The organism is Streptomyces sp. NPDC048417 (genome assembly GCF_040651615.1).
GTDB lineage: Bacteria > Actinomycetota > Actinomycetes > Streptomycetales > Streptomycetaceae > Streptomyces.
In genome coordinates, this window is sequence record NZ_JBEZKI010000003.1 from 233,423 (window position 1) to 255,041 (window position 21,619).

16 protein-coding genes and 1 pseudogene are annotated in these 21,619 nt (G+C 71.6%); 10 read left to right on the top strand and 7 right to left on the bottom strand.

The genetic code is table 11. The features are described from left to right. Nucleotides 1–68 precede the first annotated feature (68 nt). The 3 genes from AB0D59_RS05985 to AB0D59_RS05995 all read left to right on the top strand — a co-directional run bounded on the left by AB0D59_RS05985 (nucleotide 69) and on the right by AB0D59_RS05995 (nucleotide 6,446). The gene (locus AB0D59_RS05985) at nucleotides 69–2,036 is read left to right on the top strand and encodes a UvrD-helicase domain-containing protein (protein ID WP_362561720.1); all 1,968 of its coding nucleotides are present in this window, start codon (nucleotides 69–71) and stop codon (nucleotides 2,034–2,036) included. Between the two features lie 115 nt (nucleotides 2,037–2,151). After that, nucleotides 2,152–2,583 (top strand): hypothetical protein, encoded by a 432-nt coding sequence (locus tag AB0D59_RS05990; RefSeq protein ID WP_362561290.1) that lies wholly within the window; start codon nucleotides 2,152–2,154, stop codon nucleotides 2,581–2,583. Continuing rightward, nucleotides 2,580–6,446 (top strand): hypothetical protein, encoded by a 3,867-nt coding sequence (locus AB0D59_RS05995; protein ID WP_362561292.1) that lies wholly within the window; start codon nucleotides 2,580–2,582, stop codon nucleotides 6,444–6,446. Before AB0D59_RS05990 ends, AB0D59_RS05995 begins: the two co-directional genes overlap by 4 nt. Nucleotides 6,447–6,722: 276 nt before the next feature. Here AB0D59_RS05995 and AB0D59_RS06000 read toward each other — a convergent pair whose 3' ends face one another. From AB0D59_RS06000 to AB0D59_RS06015, 4 genes are all read right to left on the bottom strand, one after another. Next, on the bottom strand, nucleotides 6,723–7,796 hold the full coding sequence (locus AB0D59_RS06000) for a low specificity L-threonine aldolase (protein ID WP_362561295.1): 1,074 nt from the start codon (nucleotides 7,794–7,796) through the stop codon (nucleotides 6,723–6,725). A gap of 17 nt (nucleotides 7,797–7,813) precedes the next feature. Then, nucleotides 7,814–8,359, bottom strand: a complete 546-nt coding sequence (locus tag AB0D59_RS06005; RefSeq protein WP_362561297.1) for an XRE family transcriptional regulator — start codon at nucleotides 8,357–8,359, stop codon at nucleotides 7,814–7,816. Nucleotides 8,360–8,747: 388 nt separating this feature from the next. After that, nucleotides 8,748–9,440 (bottom strand): copper homeostasis protein CutC, encoded by a 693-nt coding sequence (locus tag AB0D59_RS06010; RefSeq protein ID WP_362561300.1) that lies wholly within the window; start codon nucleotides 9,438–9,440, stop codon nucleotides 8,748–8,750. 158 nt (nucleotides 9,441–9,598) lie between these two features. Next, nucleotides 9,599–10,270: a maleylpyruvate isomerase family mycothiol-dependent enzyme gene (locus AB0D59_RS06015; protein ID WP_362561303.1), complete on the bottom strand. Its 672-nt coding sequence runs from the start codon at nucleotides 10,268–10,270 to the stop codon at nucleotides 9,599–9,601. A gap of 47 nt (nucleotides 10,271–10,317) precedes the next feature. Between AB0D59_RS06015 and AB0D59_RS06020 the strand changes: the two genes are divergently transcribed. After that, nucleotides 10,318–10,983, top strand: a complete 666-nt coding sequence (locus AB0D59_RS06020; protein ID WP_362561306.1) for a hypothetical protein — start codon at nucleotides 10,318–10,320, stop codon at nucleotides 10,981–10,983. Between the two features lie 10 nt (nucleotides 10,984–10,993). Further along, nucleotides 10,994–12,067 (top strand): GNAT family N-acetyltransferase, encoded by a 1,074-nt coding sequence (locus tag AB0D59_RS06025; protein WP_362561309.1) that lies wholly within the window; start codon nucleotides 10,994–10,996, stop codon nucleotides 12,065–12,067. A 33-nt stretch (nucleotides 12,068–12,100) separates the two neighbouring features. On the opposite strand, the gene AB0D59_RS06030 is transcribed toward AB0D59_RS06025, so the two are convergent. Continuing rightward, nucleotides 12,101–12,370, bottom strand: a complete 270-nt coding sequence (locus AB0D59_RS06030) for a DUF4031 domain-containing protein (RefSeq protein ID WP_362561312.1) — start codon at nucleotides 12,368–12,370, stop codon at nucleotides 12,101–12,103. 24 nt (nucleotides 12,371–12,394) lie between these two features. Continuing rightward, nucleotides 12,395–12,778, bottom strand: a complete 384-nt coding sequence (locus AB0D59_RS06035) for a hypothetical protein (protein ID WP_362561314.1) — start codon at nucleotides 12,776–12,778, stop codon at nucleotides 12,395–12,397. Between the two features lie 55 nt (nucleotides 12,779–12,833). On the opposite strand from AB0D59_RS06035, the gene AB0D59_RS06040 reads away from it, so the two are divergent. The 3 genes from AB0D59_RS06040 (at nucleotide 12,834) to AB0D59_RS06050 (ending at nucleotide 16,684) form a co-directional block, all read left to right on the top strand. Further along, nucleotides 12,834–13,778: a MurR/RpiR family transcriptional regulator gene (locus tag AB0D59_RS06040; RefSeq protein ID WP_362561316.1), complete on the top strand. Its 945-nt coding sequence runs from the start codon at nucleotides 12,834–12,836 to the stop codon at nucleotides 13,776–13,778. A 136-nt stretch (nucleotides 13,779–13,914) separates the two neighbouring features. Next, complete coding sequence (gene murQ / locus AB0D59_RS06045) at nucleotides 13,915–14,844, top strand: N-acetylmuramic acid 6-phosphate etherase (RefSeq protein ID WP_362561319.1); 930 nt, start codon at nucleotides 13,915–13,917, stop codon at nucleotides 14,842–14,844. A gap of 16 nt (nucleotides 14,845–14,860) precedes the next feature. Then, the gene (locus tag AB0D59_RS06050; RefSeq protein ID WP_362561322.1) at nucleotides 14,861–16,684 is read left to right on the top strand and encodes a PTS transporter subunit EIIC; all 1,824 of its coding nucleotides are present in this window, start codon (nucleotides 14,861–14,863) and stop codon (nucleotides 16,682–16,684) included. Here the strand turns inward: AB0D59_RS06050 and AB0D59_RS06055 are convergent. Then, on the bottom strand, nucleotides 16,632–18,170 hold the full coding sequence (locus tag AB0D59_RS06055; protein WP_362561722.1) for a subtype B tannase: 1,539 nt from the start codon (nucleotides 18,168–18,170) through the stop codon (nucleotides 16,632–16,634). The two genes, AB0D59_RS06050 and AB0D59_RS06055, sit on opposite strands and share 53 nt — an antisense overlap. Before the next feature lie 238 nt (nucleotides 18,171–18,408). On the opposite strand from AB0D59_RS06055, the pseudogene AB0D59_RS06060 reads away from it, so the two are divergent. After that, a pseudogene (locus tag AB0D59_RS06060) lies at nucleotides 18,409–18,725 on the top strand (trypco2 family protein). A 1-nt stretch (nucleotide 18,726) separates the two neighbouring features. Further along, nucleotides 18,727–21,618, top strand: a complete 2,892-nt coding sequence (locus AB0D59_RS06065; protein ID WP_362561325.1) for a trypsin-like peptidase domain-containing protein — start codon at nucleotides 18,727–18,729, stop codon at nucleotides 21,616–21,618. Nucleotide 21,619 lies beyond the last annotated feature (1 nt).

A 21,619-nucleotide genomic window follows, 5' to 3' on the forward strand; every position in this document is an offset into this window, starting at 1 on the left:
ACCCCGCCACCGACCCCCTCTCCCGCGAGCGCGCCCACCTCGCCGGCTCCCGGGCCGCTCTGCGGGCCATGCGGGAGGACGTCGAGTCGCTGGACATCCGTGACGTCACCGCGAACTGGGTCAACGCCGAGGTGCTCGCCCGCCAGATCGAGGAGCGCATCAAGGCGCTGGCCGACCTCAGCGACACGCCTCTCTTCTTCGGCCGCCTCGACTACCTGCACGCCCCCGGCGCCGACCGGGCCGAGGGCGCGTACGGCGAGCGCTTCTACATCGGGCGCCGGCACGTCCACGACCACGACGGCGACCCGATGGTCATCGACTGGCGGGCGCCGGTCTCGCAGCCGTTCTACCGCGCGTCCAAGAAGGACCCGATGGACATCGCGCTGCGCCGCCGCTTCGGGTACACCCGCGGCGACATCACCGCGTACGAGGACGAGCACCTGTCCGACCCGGCCGAGGCGGCCCGGACCAGCAAGCTGCTCCAGCAGGAGATCGAACGCCCGCGCGTCGGCCCGATGCGGGACATCGTCGCGACCATCCAGCCCGAGCAGGACGAGATCGTGCGCAGCGGGCTGGGCGGCACGGTGTGCGTGCAGGGCGGCCCGGGGACCGGGAAGACCGCCGTCGGCCTGCACCGGGTCGCGTATCTCCTGTACGCCCACCGCGAGCGCCTGGCCCGCACCGGCACCCTGGTCATCGGCCCGAACCGCTCCTTCCTCCACTACATCGAGCAGGTGCTCCCGGCGCTGGGCGAGCTGACGGTGCAGCAGGCGACGGTGGACGACCTGGTGGCGAACGGCGTCGAGGTACGCGGCACCGACACCGCGCCCGCCGCGGTCATCAAGGGCGACGCCCGGATGGCGGAGGTGCTGCGCAGGGCCGTGTACGCGCATGTCACGATGCCCACCGAACCGGTCATGGTGGTTCGCGGCTCCCGGCGCTGGCGCGTCCCGGCGTACGAACTGGAGTCCATCGTCCGGGAGTTGCTGGACCGCGGCATCCGGTACGGCGCCGCGCGCGAGGCCCTGCCGCAGCGCATCGCACACGCCGTGCTGGTCCAGATGGAACGCTCGGGCGAGGCCCCCGACGACCGCGTGCAGGACTCGGTGGCCCGCAACGCGGCGGTGAAGGCGGCCGTCAAGCACATCTGGCCGCCGGTCGACCCGGCGAAACTCGTGCTGCGCCTGCTCACGGACGCGGACTTCCTCGCCGAGCACGCGGACGGGATCCTCACCGACGACGAGCAGAAGACGATCGTCTGGACGAAGGCGGTGCGCAGCGTCAAGGCGGCCAAGTGGTCGCCTGCGGACGCCGTGCTGATCGACGAGGCGACGGATCTCGTCCAGCGGACGCACTCCCTCGGCCATGTGGTCCTGGACGAGGCGCAGGACCTGTCCCCCATGCAGTACCGCGCGGTCGGCCGCCGCTGCACCACCGGCTCGGCGACCGTCCTCGGCGACCTGGCGCAGGGCACCACGCCCTGGGCGACCCGGAGTTGGGACGAGGCCCTGTCCCACCTCGGCAAGTCGGACGGCGTGATCGAGGAGCTGACGGCGGGTTTCCGCGTCCCGACGGACGTCATCACCTACGCCTCCCGGCTCCTGCCGCACATCGCCCCCGGCCTCACCCCGGTGGCGTCGGTCCGTGAGAACCCGGGATTCTTCGAGGTCCGTACGATCGAGAACACTGCCGAAGTCGTCATTGCGTGCCAGGAGTTGCTGCGCAACGAAGGGTCGACGGGCCTGATCGCGGCGGACGCGCGCGTACCTGCGCTGGCCGAGGCGCTCACCGCTGCCGGGATCGGCTTCCTGAACCCGGGGGAGGAGACCACGGCCGAGACCCGTCTCACCCTCGTCCCGGCATCACTCGCCAAGGGCCTTGAGTACGACTACGTGGTCCTCGACGAGCCCCAGGCCGTGGTCGACGGCGAACCCGACGAACGCACCGGCCTGCGGCGGCTGTACGTGGCGCTGACCCGAGCGGTGTCCGGTCTGATCGTCACCCACTCGGCCACGCTGCCGCCACAACTGACCTGATCCTGTCTTTCACGGTTCAACCAAAACGCCCTGGCCGCCACCGCGTTGATGCGACACCGCACCCCAAAATGGGTATCTTATTACTATATAGGGGAATTTTACGGGGTTGATGGCGATGGATCCGATCGTAGCGTCGGCGGCCACGGCCTTGGTGGGCGCGATGGTCACCGACGCTTGGCAGGACGTGCACACGGCCCTCGTCAGCTGGTGGCGCCGCGTCTGCCCACAGCAGGCCGACAGCGTGGACGCGGAACTGGAGCAGTCCCGGGACCGAGCAGTGGCAGCCCACCGGGAACGGGACACGGACGCGGAGTCGGAGCTGGTCGCGGCCTGGGAGGACCGGCTGGCCGAGCTGCTGGGGGAGAACCGCGAGCTGGCGGACGAGCTGCGCCGGCTGATGGAACGGGACATCGCCCCGCATGTGCACCACGAACACGTGCACCAGGACACCGGCAACCGCGCCGGGACCCAGGAGGTCCACGCCGAGGCGTCCGGAAACGCCCGGGTCTTCATCGCCGGGCGTGACCAGCACATCCACGAGCCATGACTCCCGCCGGCCGACCCCCCGCACGCGGCTTCGGCGGACCCCCTGTCCGCAGCGAGGAGATGCCGCGCGGTGAGCAGATCCGCCTGCAGGCGCACGCCTCGGACCTGGCCAGGATCTACCAGGCCCACCGGGACCTGTACGTCTCCGAGCGGGATCTGCATGTGCACTACGAGGACGGGGTGCGCGAAGCGCACCGGGTGCTCACCGGCTCGGTCTCCGACGAGTGCCCGTATCCCGGCCTGACCGCGTTCGGGACCGACCAGGCGCGGTGGTTCTTCGGCCGGGACGCGCTGGTGGCCAAGTTGCTGGTCCGGCTGGACACCTGCCTGGCGGTGGGCGGTGCGCTGGTGGTCGTCGCCCCGTCCGGTGCCGGGAAGTCCTCGCTGCTGAGGGCGGGGCTCCTGGCCGAGCTGGCGCGGGGCGCGCTGCCGGGTTCGACATGTTGGCCGCAGGTGTGGCTGAACCCGACGCCCCATCCGATGGAGGCTCTCGGCACCCATCTGTGGGAGGTCATGGGCAGCGGTTCGGACGGTTCTCCTGCCCTGCGGCCGGACCGACTGCGCCGAGCACTCGCGAAGGGCCCCGGGGAGCGCAGGCTGGTCCTGGTCGTCGACCAGCTGGAGGAACTGTTCACGCTGTGCCCCGACAAGCAGGAGCGGCGGGACTTCCTCGACGCGGTCCTGGGCATCGCGGAAGCCGGTCCGGGCAGCGAGCCCCCACCCGGCCTGGTCGTCTTCGGTCTGCGCTCGGACTTCTACTCCCAGTGCGCGGCCCACCCCGGCCTCCGGAACGCGGTGGAGCGCAACCAGGTGGTGGTGGGGCCGCTGTCCCGGACCGGCGTACGGGAGGCGATCCTGTATCCCGCCAGCGCGGTCGGGCTGGACGTCGAACCCGGACTGGTGCCGGTACTGCTGCGCGACCTGGGCGCGACGGAAGACGGAGCGGACGACACCGGTGCCTACGAGATCGGTCGGCTGCCCCTGCTCGCCCACGCCCTGCGGGCCACCTGGATGCGCCGCGCGGGCCATGTCCTCACCGTCGACGGCTACGAGGCGACCGGCGGCATCGCGAACAGCGTGACCGCGGAGGCGGACAGTTGGTTCGACCGGCTGGATCCCGCTGCCCGGCAGACCGCGCAGTCCGTGTTCCTGCGCCTGATCAAGTTCGGCGGCAGCGGAACCAAGGACACGCGGCGTCCGGTGCCGTACGACGAACTCGTGAACCACTGCACACGCCCCGGGGAGGCGGCCCAGGTCATAGAGAAGTTCACCAAGGGCCGACTGCTGACCCGGGAGCAGGACACGGTCACCATCACCCACGAGGTGCTGCTGCGGGCCTGGCCGCGGCTACGGGAGTGGATCAGGGAGCACCGCGTCCAGTACATGTCCCAGCAGAGGTTGGAGGAAGCGGCGGCCGCTTGGGAGGAGGCCGGGCGGGATCCCGGACTGCTGTACCGGGGGGTGCGGCTGGCGGAGGCGCAGACTCTGACTTCGGCAGACGGTGCGGATGATGTCGGGGGTGCGGGCGGACTCGGCCCGGCCTCGTCCGAGTTCGTGGCCGCTTCGGTACGACATAGGCTGCTGGCTCGGCGAATACGGCGTGGGGTCATCGCCTGCCTGAGTGTGCTGGCCGTACTCGCCGCGGTGTCGGCTGTGGTCGCGTTCCTGGAGAGTGGTAAGGCGCAGCACGAACGCAATACCGCGATCCTCGGGGAAATCGAGGCCAAGGCAGATCAGTTGCGTAGGACGGATGCGTCGCTGGCCGCACAGTTGGACCTAGTGGCCCACCGCATGGATCCGAGCCCGTTGACGGAGATGCACCTGCTCAGCGCTCAGAACGTGGCACTGTCCACGGTCCTGGCCGGCTACAAGAACGAGGTGGACGCCGTGGAGTTCAGCCCGGACGGGCGCGTGCTGGCCACCGGGGACTCCAAAGGCGTGATCCGGCTGTGGAACACCGCCCGTACGGGCCACCCGGCCGCATTGGGTACTCCGCTGCACGGCTTCAACAAGAGGATATGGGGGCTCGTCTTCAGCCCCGACGGGCGCTTCCTCGCCGCTACCGGTGAGGACGGCACCATCCGCCTGTGGGACATGAGCGACCCGAGCCATCCCACCGGCCTCGGCGCCCCGATCAAGGTGGGCGGCGGCGGCATGTACACGCTCACCATCAGCCCCGACGGACACACCCTGGCGGCGGCGGGCCGTGACGGTCGTATCCGGCTGTGGCACGTCACCGATCCCCGGCATCCCAAGCCTCTCGGAAAGCCGCTCACCGGTGCGAGCGGCGAAATGTGGGGTCTCGCCTTCAGCCCGGACGGCAAACTACTGGCGGGCGGAGGAAATGACGGAAGCAACGGAAGAGTACGGCTGTGGCGAGTGAGGGAGCCACGCAATCCGTCGTACGTCGGCCAGGTTCCTGATCCCGTCCCCTCTGCGCAGGGGAACCCGGGAACGGCTCTATGGGTCGCGTTCAGTCCGGACAGCCGGACGCTGGCCGCGGCCGGCACCGACAACAACGCCCACCTCTGGGACGTCACGAACCCCGCCAAGCCGGCATCGACCCAGAATCTGTCCAGCAACGACTCGGTCAACGCGGTGACGTTTTCCCGCAGCGGCCACCTCATCGCCTACGGCGGCGATGACAGCACCGTCTCGATTGACAACGCGGCGTCCCCGAAGGACATCCAGAACTTCACCCCAACCCTGACTGGTCACACAGGACATGTGGAGGCGCTGGCCTTCAATCCCAAAGGGACCATGCTGGCCACCGCCAGCGCCGACCGGACCGTCCGGCTGTGGACGATCCCGCGCACGATCCTGGCCGGACACACGGACTACGTCCGCACAGTGGACCTGAGCGACGACGGGCATCTGCTGGCCTCGGGCTCCGAGGACGACACTGTACGTCTCTGGGACGTCGGTGACCCGGCCGGTCCCCGCTTGGTCGGCGCGTCGATCCGCGGTGACACGCCGGAGATCGACGCGGTCGCCTTCAAGCCCGGCGGAAAGGTGCTGGCCGTCTCGGCCGGATCGGTCGTGCGGCTGTGGGACGTCACCGAACCAGCCAGGCCCAAGTTTCTGGGCAGTACGCCCCGGCACTCCGGCAACAGCCTGCAGACCATCGCGTTCCACACCGACGGGAACACTCTCGCGGCCGGCGGCCTGGACGGAAAGGTCGACTTGTGGAACGTCTCCGACCCGTCCCACCCCACACCCGTCGGCGGGCCCCTGGACACGCGCACAGACAGCGCGATCGGCCAGGTGGCCTTCAGCCCGGACGGACACACGCTTGCCGCCGGAGTCGGCGACGGCAGCCTCCACCTGTGGGACATCACCAACCCCACGGCCCCAAAAGAAGAGGCACACCCCAACGTCAGCGAGCAAGCGCTCCAGTCGGTCGTCTTCAGCCCGGACAGCCGCACCCTTGTGACATCCGGCGACGACGCCATGATCCGACTGTGGAGCCTCACCGACCGCTCGCGGCCCACCCAAGTGGGCCCGGCTCTGATAGGTCATATGAGCCGCGTCAACGCTCTGGCCCTGAGCCCTGACGGTCGCACCCTGGTCAGTGGCAGTTCCGACCAGACGATCGGGCTCTGGGACGTAGGCGACCCCGCCCACGCCCGGCCCCACGGAGGACCGGTGACCGGCCTCTTCGACTACATCAACGCGATCGTGTTCTCCCCGGACGGCCGGCGCCTCTTCGTCGGCGACGGCGACTACACCGTACGCGTCCTGCCCCTGACCCTTCAGACAGCCATGGACTACATCTGCCGGGCCACCGGAAACGCGCTGACCCCCGAGCTATGGCACAAGTACGTTCCGCACTACGCCTACAACCCCCCGTGCGCCCACCCCTGACCCGCCTCACCCCTCACCCGGGCCGTCTCCGGCCTGATCGTGACACACACGGCCCCGCTCCCGCCCCAGCTGACCTGACGCAGACGGTCCCGGCCCGCCGGCACCGACCTTCGGGGACATCGGTACCGCTGTGCAGAGCGGGATCGAGCCGGGGACGGGCGACGGTCGCGACGCGAGGTGGGCGACCCGGTGGCGCGGCACCGTCCGGCGGACGTGACGCGCGGGCGTGTGGGCCGGTTCGGCGTGCTCCGTCTGGTCCTCGACGCCCTCGTGGGTTCAGGCGCTGTGGCGGTGGACCGCGTCGAGGAGCTGGTCGATGTCGTCGGCCTGGTGGGAGAAGGCGGTGACGAAGCGGACGATGCCCGGCTCCCAGCGGTCGTGGTAGAAGGCGTAGCCCTCGGCGAGGAGGCCGTCGGTGACGTGCTGGGGCAGGCGGCAGAAGAGGATGTTGGCCTGCGGGGCGGCCAGCAGGCCGACGCCGGGGATGGCCTTGAGGCCGGTGCCGAGACGGGTGGCCATGGCATTGGCCCGGCGGGCGTTGTCCAGCCACAGGTCGTCGGTGAGGTAGGCGTCGAGCTGGGCCGTCTGGAAGCGCATCTTGGAGGTGAGCTGACCGCCGCGCTTGGCCCGGAAGGCCAGCTCCGTGGCGAGGGCGGGATCGAAGGAGACGATGGCGTCGGCGGTCATCGCGCCGTTCTTGGTGGCGCCGAAGGACAGGACGTCGACCCCCGCCTTCCAGGTCATCTCGGCGGGGCTGGCATCGAGGTGGACCAGTGCGTTGGCGAAGCGAGCGCCGTCCATGTGGACGCGCAGGCCCGCGTCCTTGGCGATCGAGGACAGTCGGCGGATCTCCTCGACGGTGTGGACGCTGCCGCTCTCGGTGGCCTGGCTGATGCTCACCACGGACGGCTGCACGCTGTGGACGTCGCCGGCGCGGCGGCGCACCGCCGCCTGGAGCGCCTCGGGGTCGATCTTGCTGTCGAGGCCGGGGAGTCGGACGAGCTTGGCGCCGCCGGTGAAGAACTCGGGTGCCCCGCATTCGTCGTGGTGGATGTGGCTGTCCTGGTGGGCGAGGACGCTGCCCCACGGCGGGGTGAGGGCGGCCAGGGCGAGGCCGTTGGCGGCGGATCCGGTGGAGACGGGGAAGACGTCGACGTCCCGTTCGAAGATCTCGGCGAGCCTGCCGCGGGCGCGCTCGGTGAAGGGGTCGTTGCCGTAGGGCAGGACCTGACCTGCGGCGGCTTCGGCGACGGCGCCGGCTATGCGTGGCGAGGCGCCGGCCATGTTGTCGCTGACGAAGGACAGGCCGGAGGGGGTGGTGGCGGTGGTGGTGGCGGTGACGGTGCTCATGAGGGGTGTTCCCGTTCTCAGGCGCTGATGGGGGAGGCGAAGACGACGGTGATGTCCACCGCCTCGGCGCCGGTGCGGTAGAAGTGCGGGGCGTCACCGGCGAAGGCGAGCATGTCGCCGGGGCCGAGGTCGTGCGGGGCGTCGACCGGTCCGGCGGTGACGTGGCCGGTGGCGACGATCAGGTGCTCGATCGTGCCGGTGGCGTGCGGGACACCGGCCAGCTCGGTCTCGGGCCGGATGCGCAGCCGCCAGATCTCCAGGCTGTTGCCGCTGCTGATGCGGCGCAGCAGCTCGCGGGTGACCTCGCCGGGTTCGGCTTCCGTGCCCGGCCGGTAGACCGGGCCGGTGTCGGCGTCACGGGCGAGCAGGTCCGCGATCGGGATGCGCAGTGCGATCGCGATGGCGTCCAGGGTGTCGATGGTCGGGTTGCCCCGGCCGGCCTCCAGCTGGGACAGGGTGGCCTTGCTCAGTCCGGCGCGCCGGGCCATCTCCGCCGCGCTCATGCCGCGCTGCTGACGGCGCAGCCGGATCTTCGCGCCGACCGCGGCCGCGGTGCTGCTCACCGGCTGCCGCCCGGCCCCGGACTGCGGGCCCATCAACGGCCCCGAAAGTCGTTTGAGTGAACCATATGTTCACTATAACAGACGCTCTCGATGTGCCGAACCCTGTGTTCATTTAAATGAACGCCATGGGGTTACTGCGCGAGGGCAGAGGGCAGAGGGCAGAGGGCAGAGGGCAGAGGGCAGAGGGCAGAGGGCAGAGGGCAGAGGGCAGAGGGCAGAGGGCAGAGGGCAGAGGGCAGCGGCCAGCGGCCAGCGGCCAGCGGCCAGCGGCCAGCGGCCAGCGGCCAGCGGCCAGCGGCCAGCGGACCGAGTTTGAAGATGCGGCGGGCGTCGGATCCATGACCGCCGCCCACTCGCGCACCTCACCCCACGCCCTCCGGGGGGCCGCTCACTCTTCGTCGAGCACCCGGCGCCACTCCCGTACGGCCGACGCCGAGACCGGTCCGTCCCAGCCGCCGGGCCGTGCCGCGCCGCCGATGTGGAACGCGTCGATCCCCGCCGCCCGCAGCCCCGGCACATGGTCGAGCCGCAGGCCTCCCCCCACCAGAAGCGTCTGCCCGTACCCCGGCTCACCGCGGCGCCGTGCCTCGGCCAGCAGGGTGGGCAGCCCCTCGTCCACGCCCGTCGCCGCGCCCGCGGTGAGGTAGGTGTCGAGGCCCGGAAGGTCGGCGAGCTGCTTGCGCAGCGCGTCGCGGTCGGCGGCGCGGTCGATGGCCCGGTGGAAGGTCCAGAGGCAGCCCGCCAGCTCGGCCACCACGCGCTCCACGGCCGCCAGGTCCACATCCCCGTGCGCGCCGAGGAACCCGAGCACGAACTGGTCGGCCCCCGCCGCCCGCAGCTCCGCGGCCACCCCGAGCAGGCGGTCGACGTCCCCCGCCGCGAACCCGTCCGCCGGCCGCAGCATCACGCGCAGGTCGATGTCGACAGCGGCCCGGATCGCAGTGAAGGTCCGGGGCGGCGGGGTCAGCCCGTCGGCCGCCATGTCGGTGACCAGTTCGAGGCGGTCCGCGCCTCCGGCCTGGGCGGCGACCGCGTCCTCTGCGTCGAGGGCGATCACCTCCAGGACTGCACGCGTGCTCATAGGGCCCCTTCCGTGGTGTTCCCCGTGTACCCATGGCGCGGCCGGCCGATCCGGGGACCGGCCGACCGCAGGAGGTCTAGTCCAATCCAAGGGTACGTGGGAGCCGTATACGGCCGCGAGACCGCCCCCGGCCACTCACTCGGACAGATTCGGCTCCTTCACCCGTACAGATTCAGCTCCTCCACCGCCGCTCCCGTCAGCTCGTACGACGCCCCGTCGACCGCCCGCCCCGTGTACAGCCGTACGAGCGTCGCCGAGTCGCCGATGAAACGGGCCGGTGTCCGTGTGCCGCTCCTCGCTCCCAGTTGCACCGGCTCGTCCACGTCGTCCAGGTCGGCATGCAACCGCGGACGCCCCCGCTCCCGGGTGACCCGGGCCAGCAGCGAGAGCGCGTACGGCCGGCCCGCGCCCGTGTAGGCGCCGGGCTCGCCGAGCGCGTCACGGACGTCACCGGCGTGCACCCACTCCCCGAAGGCGATGCCGTCCCAGGCCCCGTCGTCCCGCCCCGCGATCACCTCCCCTGCCTCGGCCATCCCGCGTTCCAGCTCCTCCAGGACCCGAGCGTTCGTCCACTCGGCGCGGTCGGCGATGTCCCGGTCGTTCGACTCGGGCGAGAACACCCCCTTCTCGAAGCGGCTCTCCACCACCCGGATCAGCACGGCCGAACAGTGTGCGAGCACATCGCGCACCGTCCACCCCGGACACGCGGCGGCCGGCAGCGCGAAGTCCGCGTCCGGCCGGGAGCGCAGAAGCGGAAGCAGCGCGTCACGCTCGACGGCGAGCAGACGTCCGGGCAGCAAGGGATCACGTACGTCGTCGGCAGCAGTCATGCCTTCCACGCTAGGGGCATGTCGGTGGCGCGCGGGAGAATGGGGGCATGGCCGATCTCCAGGAACTGCGCGTCCGCTGGCGGCGCGCCGTGCAGAGGGCGCGGGACGAAGACACCCGCCACCCCGACACCGACCCGTACGCCGACGAGCTGTTGCGCCGCTGGCAGGAGCCCCAGCGCCGGTACCACACCCTGGCCCACCTCACGGCGGTCCTCGACCACGTCGACGTACTGGAGGAGTACGCGGACGACCCCGATCTGGTGCGGCTCGCCGCCTGGTTCCACGACGCGGTGTATCTACCGGACCGCTCGGAGAACGAGGAGCGCTCGGCCCGCCTCGCCGAACGCGCCCTCCCCGAGGCGGGGGTCGCCGCGGCCCCGACCGCCGAGGTCGCCCGCCTGGTCCGGCTCACCGTCACCCACGACCCGGCCCCCGGCGACCGCAACGGCGAGGTCCTGTGCGACGCCGACCTGGCGATCCTCGCCGCCCCGCCCACCGCGTACGCCGCCTACACCGCCGAGGTACGCGAGGAGTACCACTTCGTCCCGAACGACGCCTTCCGCGACGGCCGTTCCGTGATTCTCCGCCAACTGCTCGACCTGCCAAGGCTCTTCAGGACCCCGCATGGCCAGGCGGCATGGGAGCCGACCGCCCGCTACAACCTCGCCGCCGAGCTTGAAATGCTGTCGACCGCAGGGGATCCGGCGTCCTAGGGTGCGGCTCATGCGTGAAATGGGCGGGGATCAGGTAATTGAGGCCGTCGCGAGCTGTGTCGCGGCGCTGCGGCCGACGGTGGCACGGGACTGGACGGAGGTGAAGGCGGGGAACCTGGACTGGAACTGCCATGAGACGGCGGTCCATGTCGCCGACGATCTCGTCGCGTACGCCGGCAATCTGGCCGGGCGCGCCCAGGACGCGTACGTGCCCTTCGAGCTGAAGCTCGACGACGGCACCGACAACTCCGGCCTGCTGCACGTGATCGAGACGACCGGTGCCCTGCTCGCCGCCACCGTCCGGACCACCCCGCGCGCGATCCGCGCCTTCCACCCGTACCCCTTCCGCAGCGCGGACCGTGTCGGCTTCGCCGCGATGGGCGTCGCCGAAGTGCTGCTGCACGCACACGACATGGCGACGGGCCTCGGAGTCCCCTACCGGCCGTCCGACGAACTGGCCGAGTCCGTCCTGACCCTGCTCTTCCCGCACGTCCAGCCCGGTCCGACGCCCTGGGAGACCCTGCTGTGGGCCACCGGCCGCGGCGAGCTGCCCGGCCGTGCCCCGGTCACCGAGTGGCGCTGGCGCAACAACCTCGTCATCCCCGCCGACCGCCTCGACCTCGTCGGCATCCGCCCCGCCGAGGCCCGTGACCTGAGCCTCGGCGGCGACGGCGGCTTCGAGTGGGCCGAGGGCGGCCCCTACGAGGGCACCCGGGAGGCCGCCGGCTTCCTGCTGAAGGCGTACGAAGGGGGCGTGCACCGGCCGGAGTTCGGTGTCTTCGCCCTGGTCCGCCGGGAGGACGGCCGCGCGGTCGGCGGCATGGGCTTCCACTCCGCGCCGGACGAGGAGGGCCGGGTGGAGATCGGCTACGACCTTGCCGAGTCCGCCCGCGGCCAGGGCTACGCGACGGAGGCGCTGCGCGCCCTGGCCGACTGGGCCCTGCCCCGTGCCGACGTACGCTCCCTGTTCGCCACCGTCGAACCCGCCAACATCCCCTCCCAGGCGGTCGTCGCCCGCGCCGGCTTCACCAAGGTGAGCGAGGACGGGGAGGGGCTGGCCTTCGAACTGCGGGCGGCGCGGTAGGGCCCGTTGCCGGGTTCGGCGCGGCAGAGGCCGTTACCGGGGCACGTCGCTCTTGCGTCTGCGCAGCCCCGCGCCGTGCAGCAGCCGCACCACCTCGCGGCTGCTGACCTCCACCGCGCCCGCCCGTACCGCGTCCGTGTAGCGGTGGGACGGGATGTCGTAGTGGTCGCGTTCGAAGCCGCGCCGGGGGACGCCCAGCCCCTCCGCGAAGACGTGCAGTTCGGCGTAGGAGACGTCGCTGACCAGGTGGGACCACATGCGGCCGTGGCCCGGCCAGTTGGGCGGGTCGATGTACACCGTCATGAGAGCACCTTCACGAGAGCACCGTCACGAGGACGCCATCCCGCCCGTCGCCGAGCCCAGGGAGCCGACGGAGGCGACCTTCACGCCCGCCTTGTGGCACACCCAGTGCGGGTCGGGGCCGAGCTCCGGTTCGACGTCCAGGGCGTGCGGGTCGCCGGTGCCGCACACCGGGCACAGCGGCCAGCGGCCGTACCGCTCGAGCAGCGCGTCCTGTACGTCCTGGGCGACCAGCCCCGCCACGTACTCCGCCCCGTCCGGCCACTGCTCGACCCACCAGCGACGCTGTACGACGGAGTCCTCCACCAGCGAGACGACGTCCGCCTCGGCCACCTCGCCCGCCACCAGGTCGGCGAGCACGAGGGCGCGGGCTGCGTGCAGCGCCTGTTCCAAGGGGCTTACGGGGTCCATGGACCCATTGTGCGCGGTCTTGACCGGGTGCCCGAAACGAAAATATCTTTCAGTGGTGACCGAGAACGTGAAGGAAATTTTCGGCAACAGTCCGGGCGGGGCCCCGGCCCCCGGGAGCGCACCGCCGGCTCCGGCCGCCCTCGCGGCCAAGGTGCGCACCCTCGCCCCCTCCATGACCCGCTCCATGCAGCTTGTCGCCGAAGCCGTCGCGGGCGACCCCGCCGGCTGCGCGGCCCTCACGGTCACCGGACTCGCCGAGCGCACCGGCACGAGCGAGGCCACCGTCGTGCGCACCGCCCGGCTGCTCGGTTACCCCGGCTACCGCGATCTGCGGCTCGCCCTCGCCGGCCTCGCCGCACACCAGCAGTCGGGGCGGGCGCCCGCGATCACCACCGACATAGCCGTCGACGATCCGATCGCCGACGTCGTCGCGAAACTCGCCTACGACGAGCAGCAGACCCTCGCGGACACGGCCGCCGGCCTGGACACCGTGCAGCTGGGGGCCGCCGTGAGCGCGCTCGCCGGGGCCCGGCGGACCGACGTCTACGGCATCGGGGCGTCCGGGCTGGTCGCCCAGGACCTCACGCAGAAGCTGCTGCGGATAGGGCTGATAGCGCATGCGCACAGCGATCCGCATCTGGCGGTCACCAACGCGGTGCAGTTGCGGGCCGGGGATGTGGCCATCGCCATCACGCACTCCGGGTCCACCGGGGATGTCATAGAGCCCCTGCGGGTCGCGTTCGAGCGGGGGGCCACGACCGTTGCCATCACCGGGCGGCCGGATTCCTCGGTGACGCAGTACGCCGACCATGTGCTGACGACCTCGACCTCGCGCGAGAGTGAGCTGCGGCCGGCCGCGATGTCCTCGCGGACCAGTCAGTTGCTGGTGGTGGACTGCCTGTTCGTGGGCGTGGCCCAGCGGACGTACGAGGCGGCGGCTCCGGCGCTGGCGGCGTCTTATGAGGCGTTGGCTCATCGGCACCGTAATGTGCCGCGATAGACCGTAGGGCTTGGACTTCGCGGGAACGTGCCGGTGCGTCGTGGCTTGTCGCGCCCACGCGGCGGAGCCGCATATCGATACAGCCCCGCGCCCCTGAGTCAGTGCACTCGTCCGTGTTGAGAAAGAGCCGTTTCCCATGACCACCGAACACCGCGCTCTGCGCACCGAGCTCGAAACGCTCACCACCGAGGCGTTTCGGCCGGAGCTTTCCGAGATCGACACGCTGTCCACCCTCGACATCGCGCGGCTCATGAACGGGGAGGACTCCGGGGTCGCCGCCGCCGTGGCGCTGCGGCTGCCGGAGATCTCCGGGGCCATCGATGCCGTCGCCGCCCGGATGGCCCAGGGCGGGCGGCTCGTCTACGCCGGTGCCGGTACCGCCGGCCGGCTGGGGGTGCTCGACGCCTCCGAGTGCCCGCCCACCTTCAACACCGCTCCCGGTCAGGTCGTCGGTGTCATCGCGGGCGGGCCGGAGGCCATGGTCACGTCCGTGGAAGGCGCCGAGGACTCGGCGGAGCTGGCCCGGAAGGATCTCGACGCCCTCGGGGTCGCCGCCGGCGACTCCGTCGTCGGTGTCTCCGCCTCCGGCCGCACCCCCTATGCCGTCGGCGCCGTCGAGCACGCCCGCGCCCTCGGCGCCCTCACCGTCGGCCTCTCCTGCAACGCGGGCAGCGCGCTCGCGGCCGCCGCCGAGCACGGCATCGAGGTGGTCGTCGGCCCCGAGCTGCTCACCGGCTCCACCCGTCTGAAGGCCGGCACCGCCCAGAAGCTCGTCCTCAACATGCTGTCGACGATCACGATGATCCGGCTCGGCAAGACCTACGGGAACCTGATGGTCGACGTCCGGGCCTCGAACGAGAAGCTGCGCGCCCGTTCCAGACGGATCGTGGCGCTCGCGACCGGGGCCGGGGACGAGGAGATCGAGCAGGCGCTCACCGCCACCGGCGGCGAGGTGAAGAACGCCATTCTGGTGATCCTGGCCGGTGTCGACGGGCCCACCGCCGCCCGCCTTCTGGAGGAGTCCGGCGGCCGTCTGCGCGCCGCGCTCGCCACGGCGGCCGACTGACCCGCACGCTCGGGGTGTGCAGAGATCGCCGTACGACACCGCCGCCGCACTGCTGCCCCTCGTCGGCGGCCCCGCGAACATCACCTCCGTCGCCCACTGCATGACCCGGCTGCGGCTGGGGCTGAGCGATCCCTCGCTCGTGGCGGGGGAGGCGGTACGGGCGGTGCCGGGGGTGCTGGGGGTGGTGGCCGCCGGGGACAGCCTCCAGGTGGTGCTCGGGCCGGGGGTGGTGGTGACGGTGACCGCCGAGTTCCAGCGGTTGCTGACGCCGGAGGAACCGCCGACGACCGAGCAGCCCGCCACCCAGGGATCCGAACAGGCCGCCACCCGCAAAGCCGAACGGCTCGCCGCCCAAGGAGCCGAACAATCCACCACTCGCAAAGCCGAACGCCTGACCGCCCAAGATGCCGGCCAACCCACCACCCGCGAAGCCGGACAACCCGCCGCCCAAGGAGCCGGACAACCCGCCGCCCGCGAAGCCGAGCAACTCGCCACCCAAGATGCCGGGCAGCCCGCCACCCGCGAAGCCGAACAGCCCGCCACCCAAAATGCCGGACAACCCGCCGGCCGCGGAGCCGGACAGCCCACCACCCGCGAAGCCGAGCAACTCGCCACCCAAAATGCCGGACAGCCCACCACCCGCGAAGCCGGACAACCCGCCGCCCAAGATGCCGGACAGCCCGCCACCCGCGGAGCCGAGCAGCTTGCTGCTCGTGGAGCCGAGTTGCGTGCCGCCCGTGTGCGGCGCAACGCGACGCCCCTCAAGACCGCCCTGCGCCGCATCGCCGACGTCTTCGTCCCGCTCATCCCCGCCCTGATCGGCTGCGGGGTGCTGGCCGGCCTCAACGGGCTTCTCGTCAACGCCGGCCTGCTGCCCTCCCTCACCCCCGCCCTCGCCGCCATCGCCTCCGGCTTCATGGCCCTGATCAGCGTGTTCGTCGGCTACAACACGGCGAAGGTGTTCGGCGGGACGCCCGTGCTCGGCGGTGCGGTCGCGGCGATCGTCGTCTACCCGGGCGTCGCGAAGGTGACCGCCTTCGGCGTGGCGCTCGCGCCGGGGCAGGGCGGGGTGCTGGGCGCACTGGCCGCCGCCCTGCTCGCCGTCCACGTCGAGCGGTGGTGCCGAGGCCGCGTCCCCGACGCCCTCGACGTCCTCCTCACCCCCACCGTCACCGTCCTCGTCGCCGGACTGGCCACCCTGTACGGCCTCATGTACGCCGCCGGTCGCGTCTCCTCCGCCATCGGCACGGCCGCCGACTGGCTCCTCGCCACCACCGGCCCGCTCGCCGGACTGATCCTCGGCGGCCTCTTCCTCCCCCTCGTGATGCTGGGCCTCCACCAGGCCCTGATCCCCATCCACACCACCCTCATCCAGCAGCAGGGCTACACCGTCCTGCTCCCCCTCCTGGCCATGGCCGGCGCCGGCCAGGTGGGCGCCGCGCTCGCCGTGTACGTCCGCCTCCGCCACGACACCTCACTGCGTACGACCATCAAGTCCGCCCTCCCGGCCGGCCTGCTGGGCGTCGGCGAACCCCTCATCTACGGCGTCTCCCTCCCCCTCGGCCGCCCCTTCCTCACTGCCTGCGCGGGCGGCGCGGCGGGCGGGGCCTTCGTCGGCTTCTTCGCCGTACTGGGCGACCGCGTCGGGGCCACCGCCATCGGCCCCTCGGGCTGGGCCCTGTTCCCCCTGCTGACGGGGAACAGGGGCCCGGCCCTGGCGGCGGCGGTCTACGCGGGCGGCCTGCTGACCGGCTACGCCGTCGGCTTCCTGGCCACCTACGTCAGTTTCAGCGCCGACGGCTCGCGGGCCGGTGACCCGAGACCTGCGCGATCCACGTGATGAACTCCCCGGGGTCGTTGTCGGCGCCGTGCCCGGCGTCCCAGTAGTACGTGATGTCCACGTCGTCGCCGAGGTTCTTCAGCCGGGCGGCGAGGTTCGCGGAGACGGTCAGCGAGGTGTCGCTGTCCTTCGTGCCGAGCCGGATCCACCAGTGCCTGGCCCGGTTCGGGTTCACCTGCTCCACCAGGTGGAACATCGGGTTCATCTGGTGCAGCCGCTCGGGGATGTCGCCATCGAGGCGGGCGCTGGAACCCTCCGCGTGCCGCAGGCTGTAGAGGGTGAAGTGGCGGGCGGCGGTGGTGCCGGTGCCGAACTCGTTGCACTCGGGCGTCGACAGGTCGAAGGCGTCGAACGACGGCGCGCCCTTCTTCCGGGCGCCGACATGGGTGAGGAAGTCCGCCCAGGAGAAGGTGGCGCTCGTGCCGTCCCAGGTGATGAACGTGTTGGCGGCCAGGTAGGCGGCACGGTCCGCGTCCGACAGGGCGGCGAGGTAGCTGGTGGCGGACGGCTCCAGGTGGGTCTTCACCAGGTACTCGTCCAGGTTGCGGTCGGTGAGCCGCCCGAAGCCGGGTGCGGTGAGCCGCAGCGAGGCCAGGTAGTCGGTGAACTCCGCCTTCAGGTCGGCGGAGACGGCCGCGTCCACGGTCGAGCCGTCGGCGAGCGGGTTGCCGCCCCAGCACCACTCGTACGACGCGTCGGCGTGCTCCAGGTCGGTGATCGGGCACCAGTCACCGCTCGCGAAGACCGCGTCACTCGCCTCGGCCGCGCCCAGCTCCGCCAGGTCCTTCGCGTAGAGCGGGCTGTCGCCGGAGGCACCGAGCAGCGCGGAGAGGGCGCCACCGGCGCTCGTACCGGACGAGACGATCCGCTCCACGTTCCCCGGTATCCGCCCCCGGTTGAACTTCACGTACCGCACGGCCGCCTTGAGGTCGACGATGGCCGCGGGCGCGGTGCCGTAGTACACACCGGAGGAGTCGACGAGGGTACGACCGCGGGCGCCCGGCTCCACGACGACATACCCGGCGAGCAGCGCCAGCAACGTCCGGCTCGGCCCGCTGTCCCCGCCCCCGGGCCCGCCAGGTCCGCCCGGCCCGCCAGGTCCCCCGGGCCCGCCCGCGCCCCCGCCGGCCCCGATACCGGTCGCGTCGGCCACCGAGGAGGGCATGTAACCGCCCACCGAGTTGGCGAACAGGATCGGCGCGTCGGTGGCGTCGACCGCCGTGCCGTCGACCGCCACCGGAACGCTGACGTTCAGCCCCTGGTAGGTGACGTCGACCGGGGCGGCCACGTAACTGCCGACCTTGTAGAAGTGGTACGTCACCTCGTGGGCGGTGCCCTCGGTGTCGGTGATGCTGGTGGTCAGCTCGGTGGAGGTGCTCGGGTCGAAGACCAGGGAGGCATCCGTACTCCCCGCCCGGGTCGCGGCCTGCGCGACGCCGGATCCGAACCCGACCGCCGGAACCGCGGCGGCCGCCGTGAGCCCCATGACCACAGTTCTGCGCTTCACTCGCTTCACTTCCGTCTCTTCTCTGGGCGGCTCATGCGGGCATGAGTGCAGCAGCGGTTTCTGAAGACTCCCTGTGAAGCCGATGAGTTGCCGCCAGAATCGTCAACAATGCCTGGTCGGAAGTCGGCCGGGACACAGAAGTTGGCCAGTTTCAGCGGTCCCTGACAGGGTGAGGGCACACTTCCGGGTACGAGGCGTGCATTCAGGGGGAGTTGCCATGGCGACGATCGGGTTGGCCGCAGCCATCGAGGAGTTGCGGCAGGAGCTGTACGAGACCCAGGACCGAGGCACGCACGAACAGTTCGCCTTCGAGATCCAGGAAGCCCAGCTGGAGTTGCTGCTGGAACTGCGCGACGACGTCAAGGCGAGGGGAAACTCCAGTTCGGGGTGGCCACGGCCGGCGCGGGCGCCGGACACTCGTCGGCCCGGTCGCACAAGCTGACGCTGAAGCTCCGGGTCAGGGACCGGGCGACGGGCGGCGGCAGCCCCGAGATCAGCGGGTCGCGGTCCGGCTCCTGGGACGACGAGGGCTGACATGGACCGCCGACGCCTCACCCTGGTCAGGGCCGGAGCGGACACCGGGTTCCGGCGTATCGGCAGCGGGTACCTGATCGCACCGCGCCTGGTGCTGACCGCCCGGCACGTCGTCGAGGAGCACCCGGGAGCCACCTGGCCGCGCATCGACGTACGCGTGGGACACCCCCAGGACGAAACGCGGCGCTGTGCGGCACAGGTCTGCTGGACCCACTCCGACGGTCGCGATGTCGCCCTGCTCCTGCTCGACGAGTCCGTCGAGGCACCGGGCGCGGTGCGCTGGGGCCGCCCGGTCGGGGGCGACCCCCTCCCCTACGAGGCGCTCGGCTTCCCGGCCGCGACGACGAGCGACGGGCAGTACGGCGTCGAGCACCTGCGGGGAGAGCTGCCCGTACTGGGCGGGGGCAGCGGCGACCAGGACCGGTACGTCCTCGACCAGGGCCCCGCACCAAAAGCGGACTCCAGGAGCGGTGTCCGGGCCTGGTCCGGCGCCTCCGGCAGCGCTGTCTTCTGCCGGGACCATCTCGTCGGGGTCGTCATCCACGACGACGAGGCGTTCGGGAACCGCCGGCTGCACGCGTGCCCGGCCCGGTCGTTCGTGGACGACCCCGGCTTCGCCGACGTACTGGAGCGCCACGGCGACGGCCGGCCCCGGCTGCGCCAGGTCGGCACGGATCTGGAGCGCTATCTGATTGCCGCCCGGCTCGCCGCCACCGAGCACCCGTACCCCGGGGTCGTGCCCGGCACCATGCCGCCGCTGGCCCACGTCTACGTGCGCCAGCAGGTCGTGAGCCGGAACCCGCCCGCCGAGGAGAGCGCCGGGAACGGCGGACTCATGGCGAGCGGCCTGCTCCCCGCCGCCCCGCCACAGCCGGCCGACGAGGTCCTCACCGGTGACGGGGTCTGTCTGGTCGTCGGCGGACCGGGCGGCGGCAAGTCCAGCCTGCTGCGCACCCGCCTCACCCACGGCGCCACGCAGTGGCTCGACGGCACCGCCGACCCGGGCCCCGCGCCGGTGCTGGTGCCGGCCGCCGCCCTGGTCGGCGCTCCCCTCAGCAGAGCCCTCGCCGACACCGTCAACGCCCAGCTCCACCGGTACGGCCTCACCTCCCCCCTCCCCGACACCTTCTTCGAAGACCGTCCGGCCCCGGGGCACGGCTGGCTGGTGCTGGTCGACGGCCTCGACGAGATCACGAGCGTCTCCGGCCGGGAGGACGTCCTCAGGACCGTGGCCCACGCCGGCGACCAGTACGCGTTCGTCGTGGCCACCCGCCCCGTGCGCGAAGCCGAACAGGGCATCCTCGATCCGCAGGTCTCCTGCTACGAGTTGGAACCGTTCCGCGCCGACGCGCTGGAACGCGTCGCGACCGGCTGGTTTCGCGCCCTGAATGTCACCGAACCCGAGCAGACCGCACAGCGGTTCCTCGCCACACTCCACGCGATGGGGCTGATCGATCTCGCCCGGGTCCCGCTCATGATGTCCATGCTCTGCCAGCTCCGCGCCAAAGCCCCGACAGAGCCGCCCCCTCGCGGGCGCGGCGACCTCTACCGCAGGTTCGTGGACCTGCTGCACGAGCGCCAGTACGCCGCCGGCGCCGTGGAACAGGCCCGGGCCGCCCTGCGGCAGTACGGCTCCGACGCCGAGGCCGGGGCGGAACGGACCGTCCAGAACCTCCGGCCGATCCTCGCCGACCTGGCCCACCGGCTGGTCTTCGCCGACGAACACGAAGGCCGGGCCGTCCTCGACGCCGTACAGGATCACGAGTGCGGGGCACGGCCGACGGCGGTGCCGGAAAGACGCTGGCGGGAGTTCCTGGAGTCGGTCCTGTGCGGCACCGGGCTGCTGATCCCGCGCTCGGACGACCTGGTCTTCACCCACCAGACCTTCCTGGAGTACTTCGCCGCTCGCCATGTCGCCGACGAGGAGGAGAGACTCCGGGTCGTCTTCCGGGAGACGTTCCTGCGTTCGGCCCGGCCACGGCGGCGGCTCGGCAAGCGCTGGACGCCGCCCCAGTACGACCCGTTCGGCGGCTTCCTCCTCGACATCACGCCTGACGACCACCCGCTCAAGACCGAGTTCCTGACCTGGATGACCTCGGGGCGTGCGGGCGCCGAGGGCCCCCAGTTCCTGATCAAGCAGGCGCAGTCGGGAACCTGGCTGCCCGAGGTCGTGGTCAAGGACTGCATGAGTCTGCTCAGCCAGTTCGCCCGTGATCGGTCACTCGAAGCATTCGCTCGCTTGCGGGCGGCCGCGGTACTGAGCGACGCCGACAAGACGGCCGGCGTGGAAGCCCTCCGGGAAATCGCGGCAGACCCCACCGCCTGGGCTTATGCCCGAGTACTCGCGGCAAACGTGTTCGCCGAACTCGATCCGGCGGAGCGGCCTGCCCGATTCCTCGGCGACCTCGCCCCGGACACGACAGGGGGCACCAAGTCGTCGCGCCAGGTGAAAGCGGCGCTGGCCCTGACCGAAACCGATCCGGCAACCGCCGTCCGACGACTGCACGCCCTCGCTCGCGATGCCGATGCGCTGTCCTCAGAGCGGATGCAGGCCGTGCTTGTGCTGAACACGCTGGACAGGCCCGGACGGGCGGAACTCCTGCGCACCCTCGCCGCCGACACCACCTTGGGCATCGGCCAACGCATCACGGTGGCGTGGCTTCTGCACGACGCCGACCACGACACAGCCACCGCACTGCACGCGAAGATCGCCCTGGACCCCGCGACGAAGGCCGCCCACCGCCTGGAGGCCGCACAGTGGCTCTCAGGGATCGACCCGCAGCGAGCGCGGACAGTCCTCGACGAACTCATCGACGACACCACCCTCGGACGCAGACGCCGTCGGCAGGTCGCCGAGTTGCTCGCCATGACGCGCCAAATGAACGCGGGCTGAC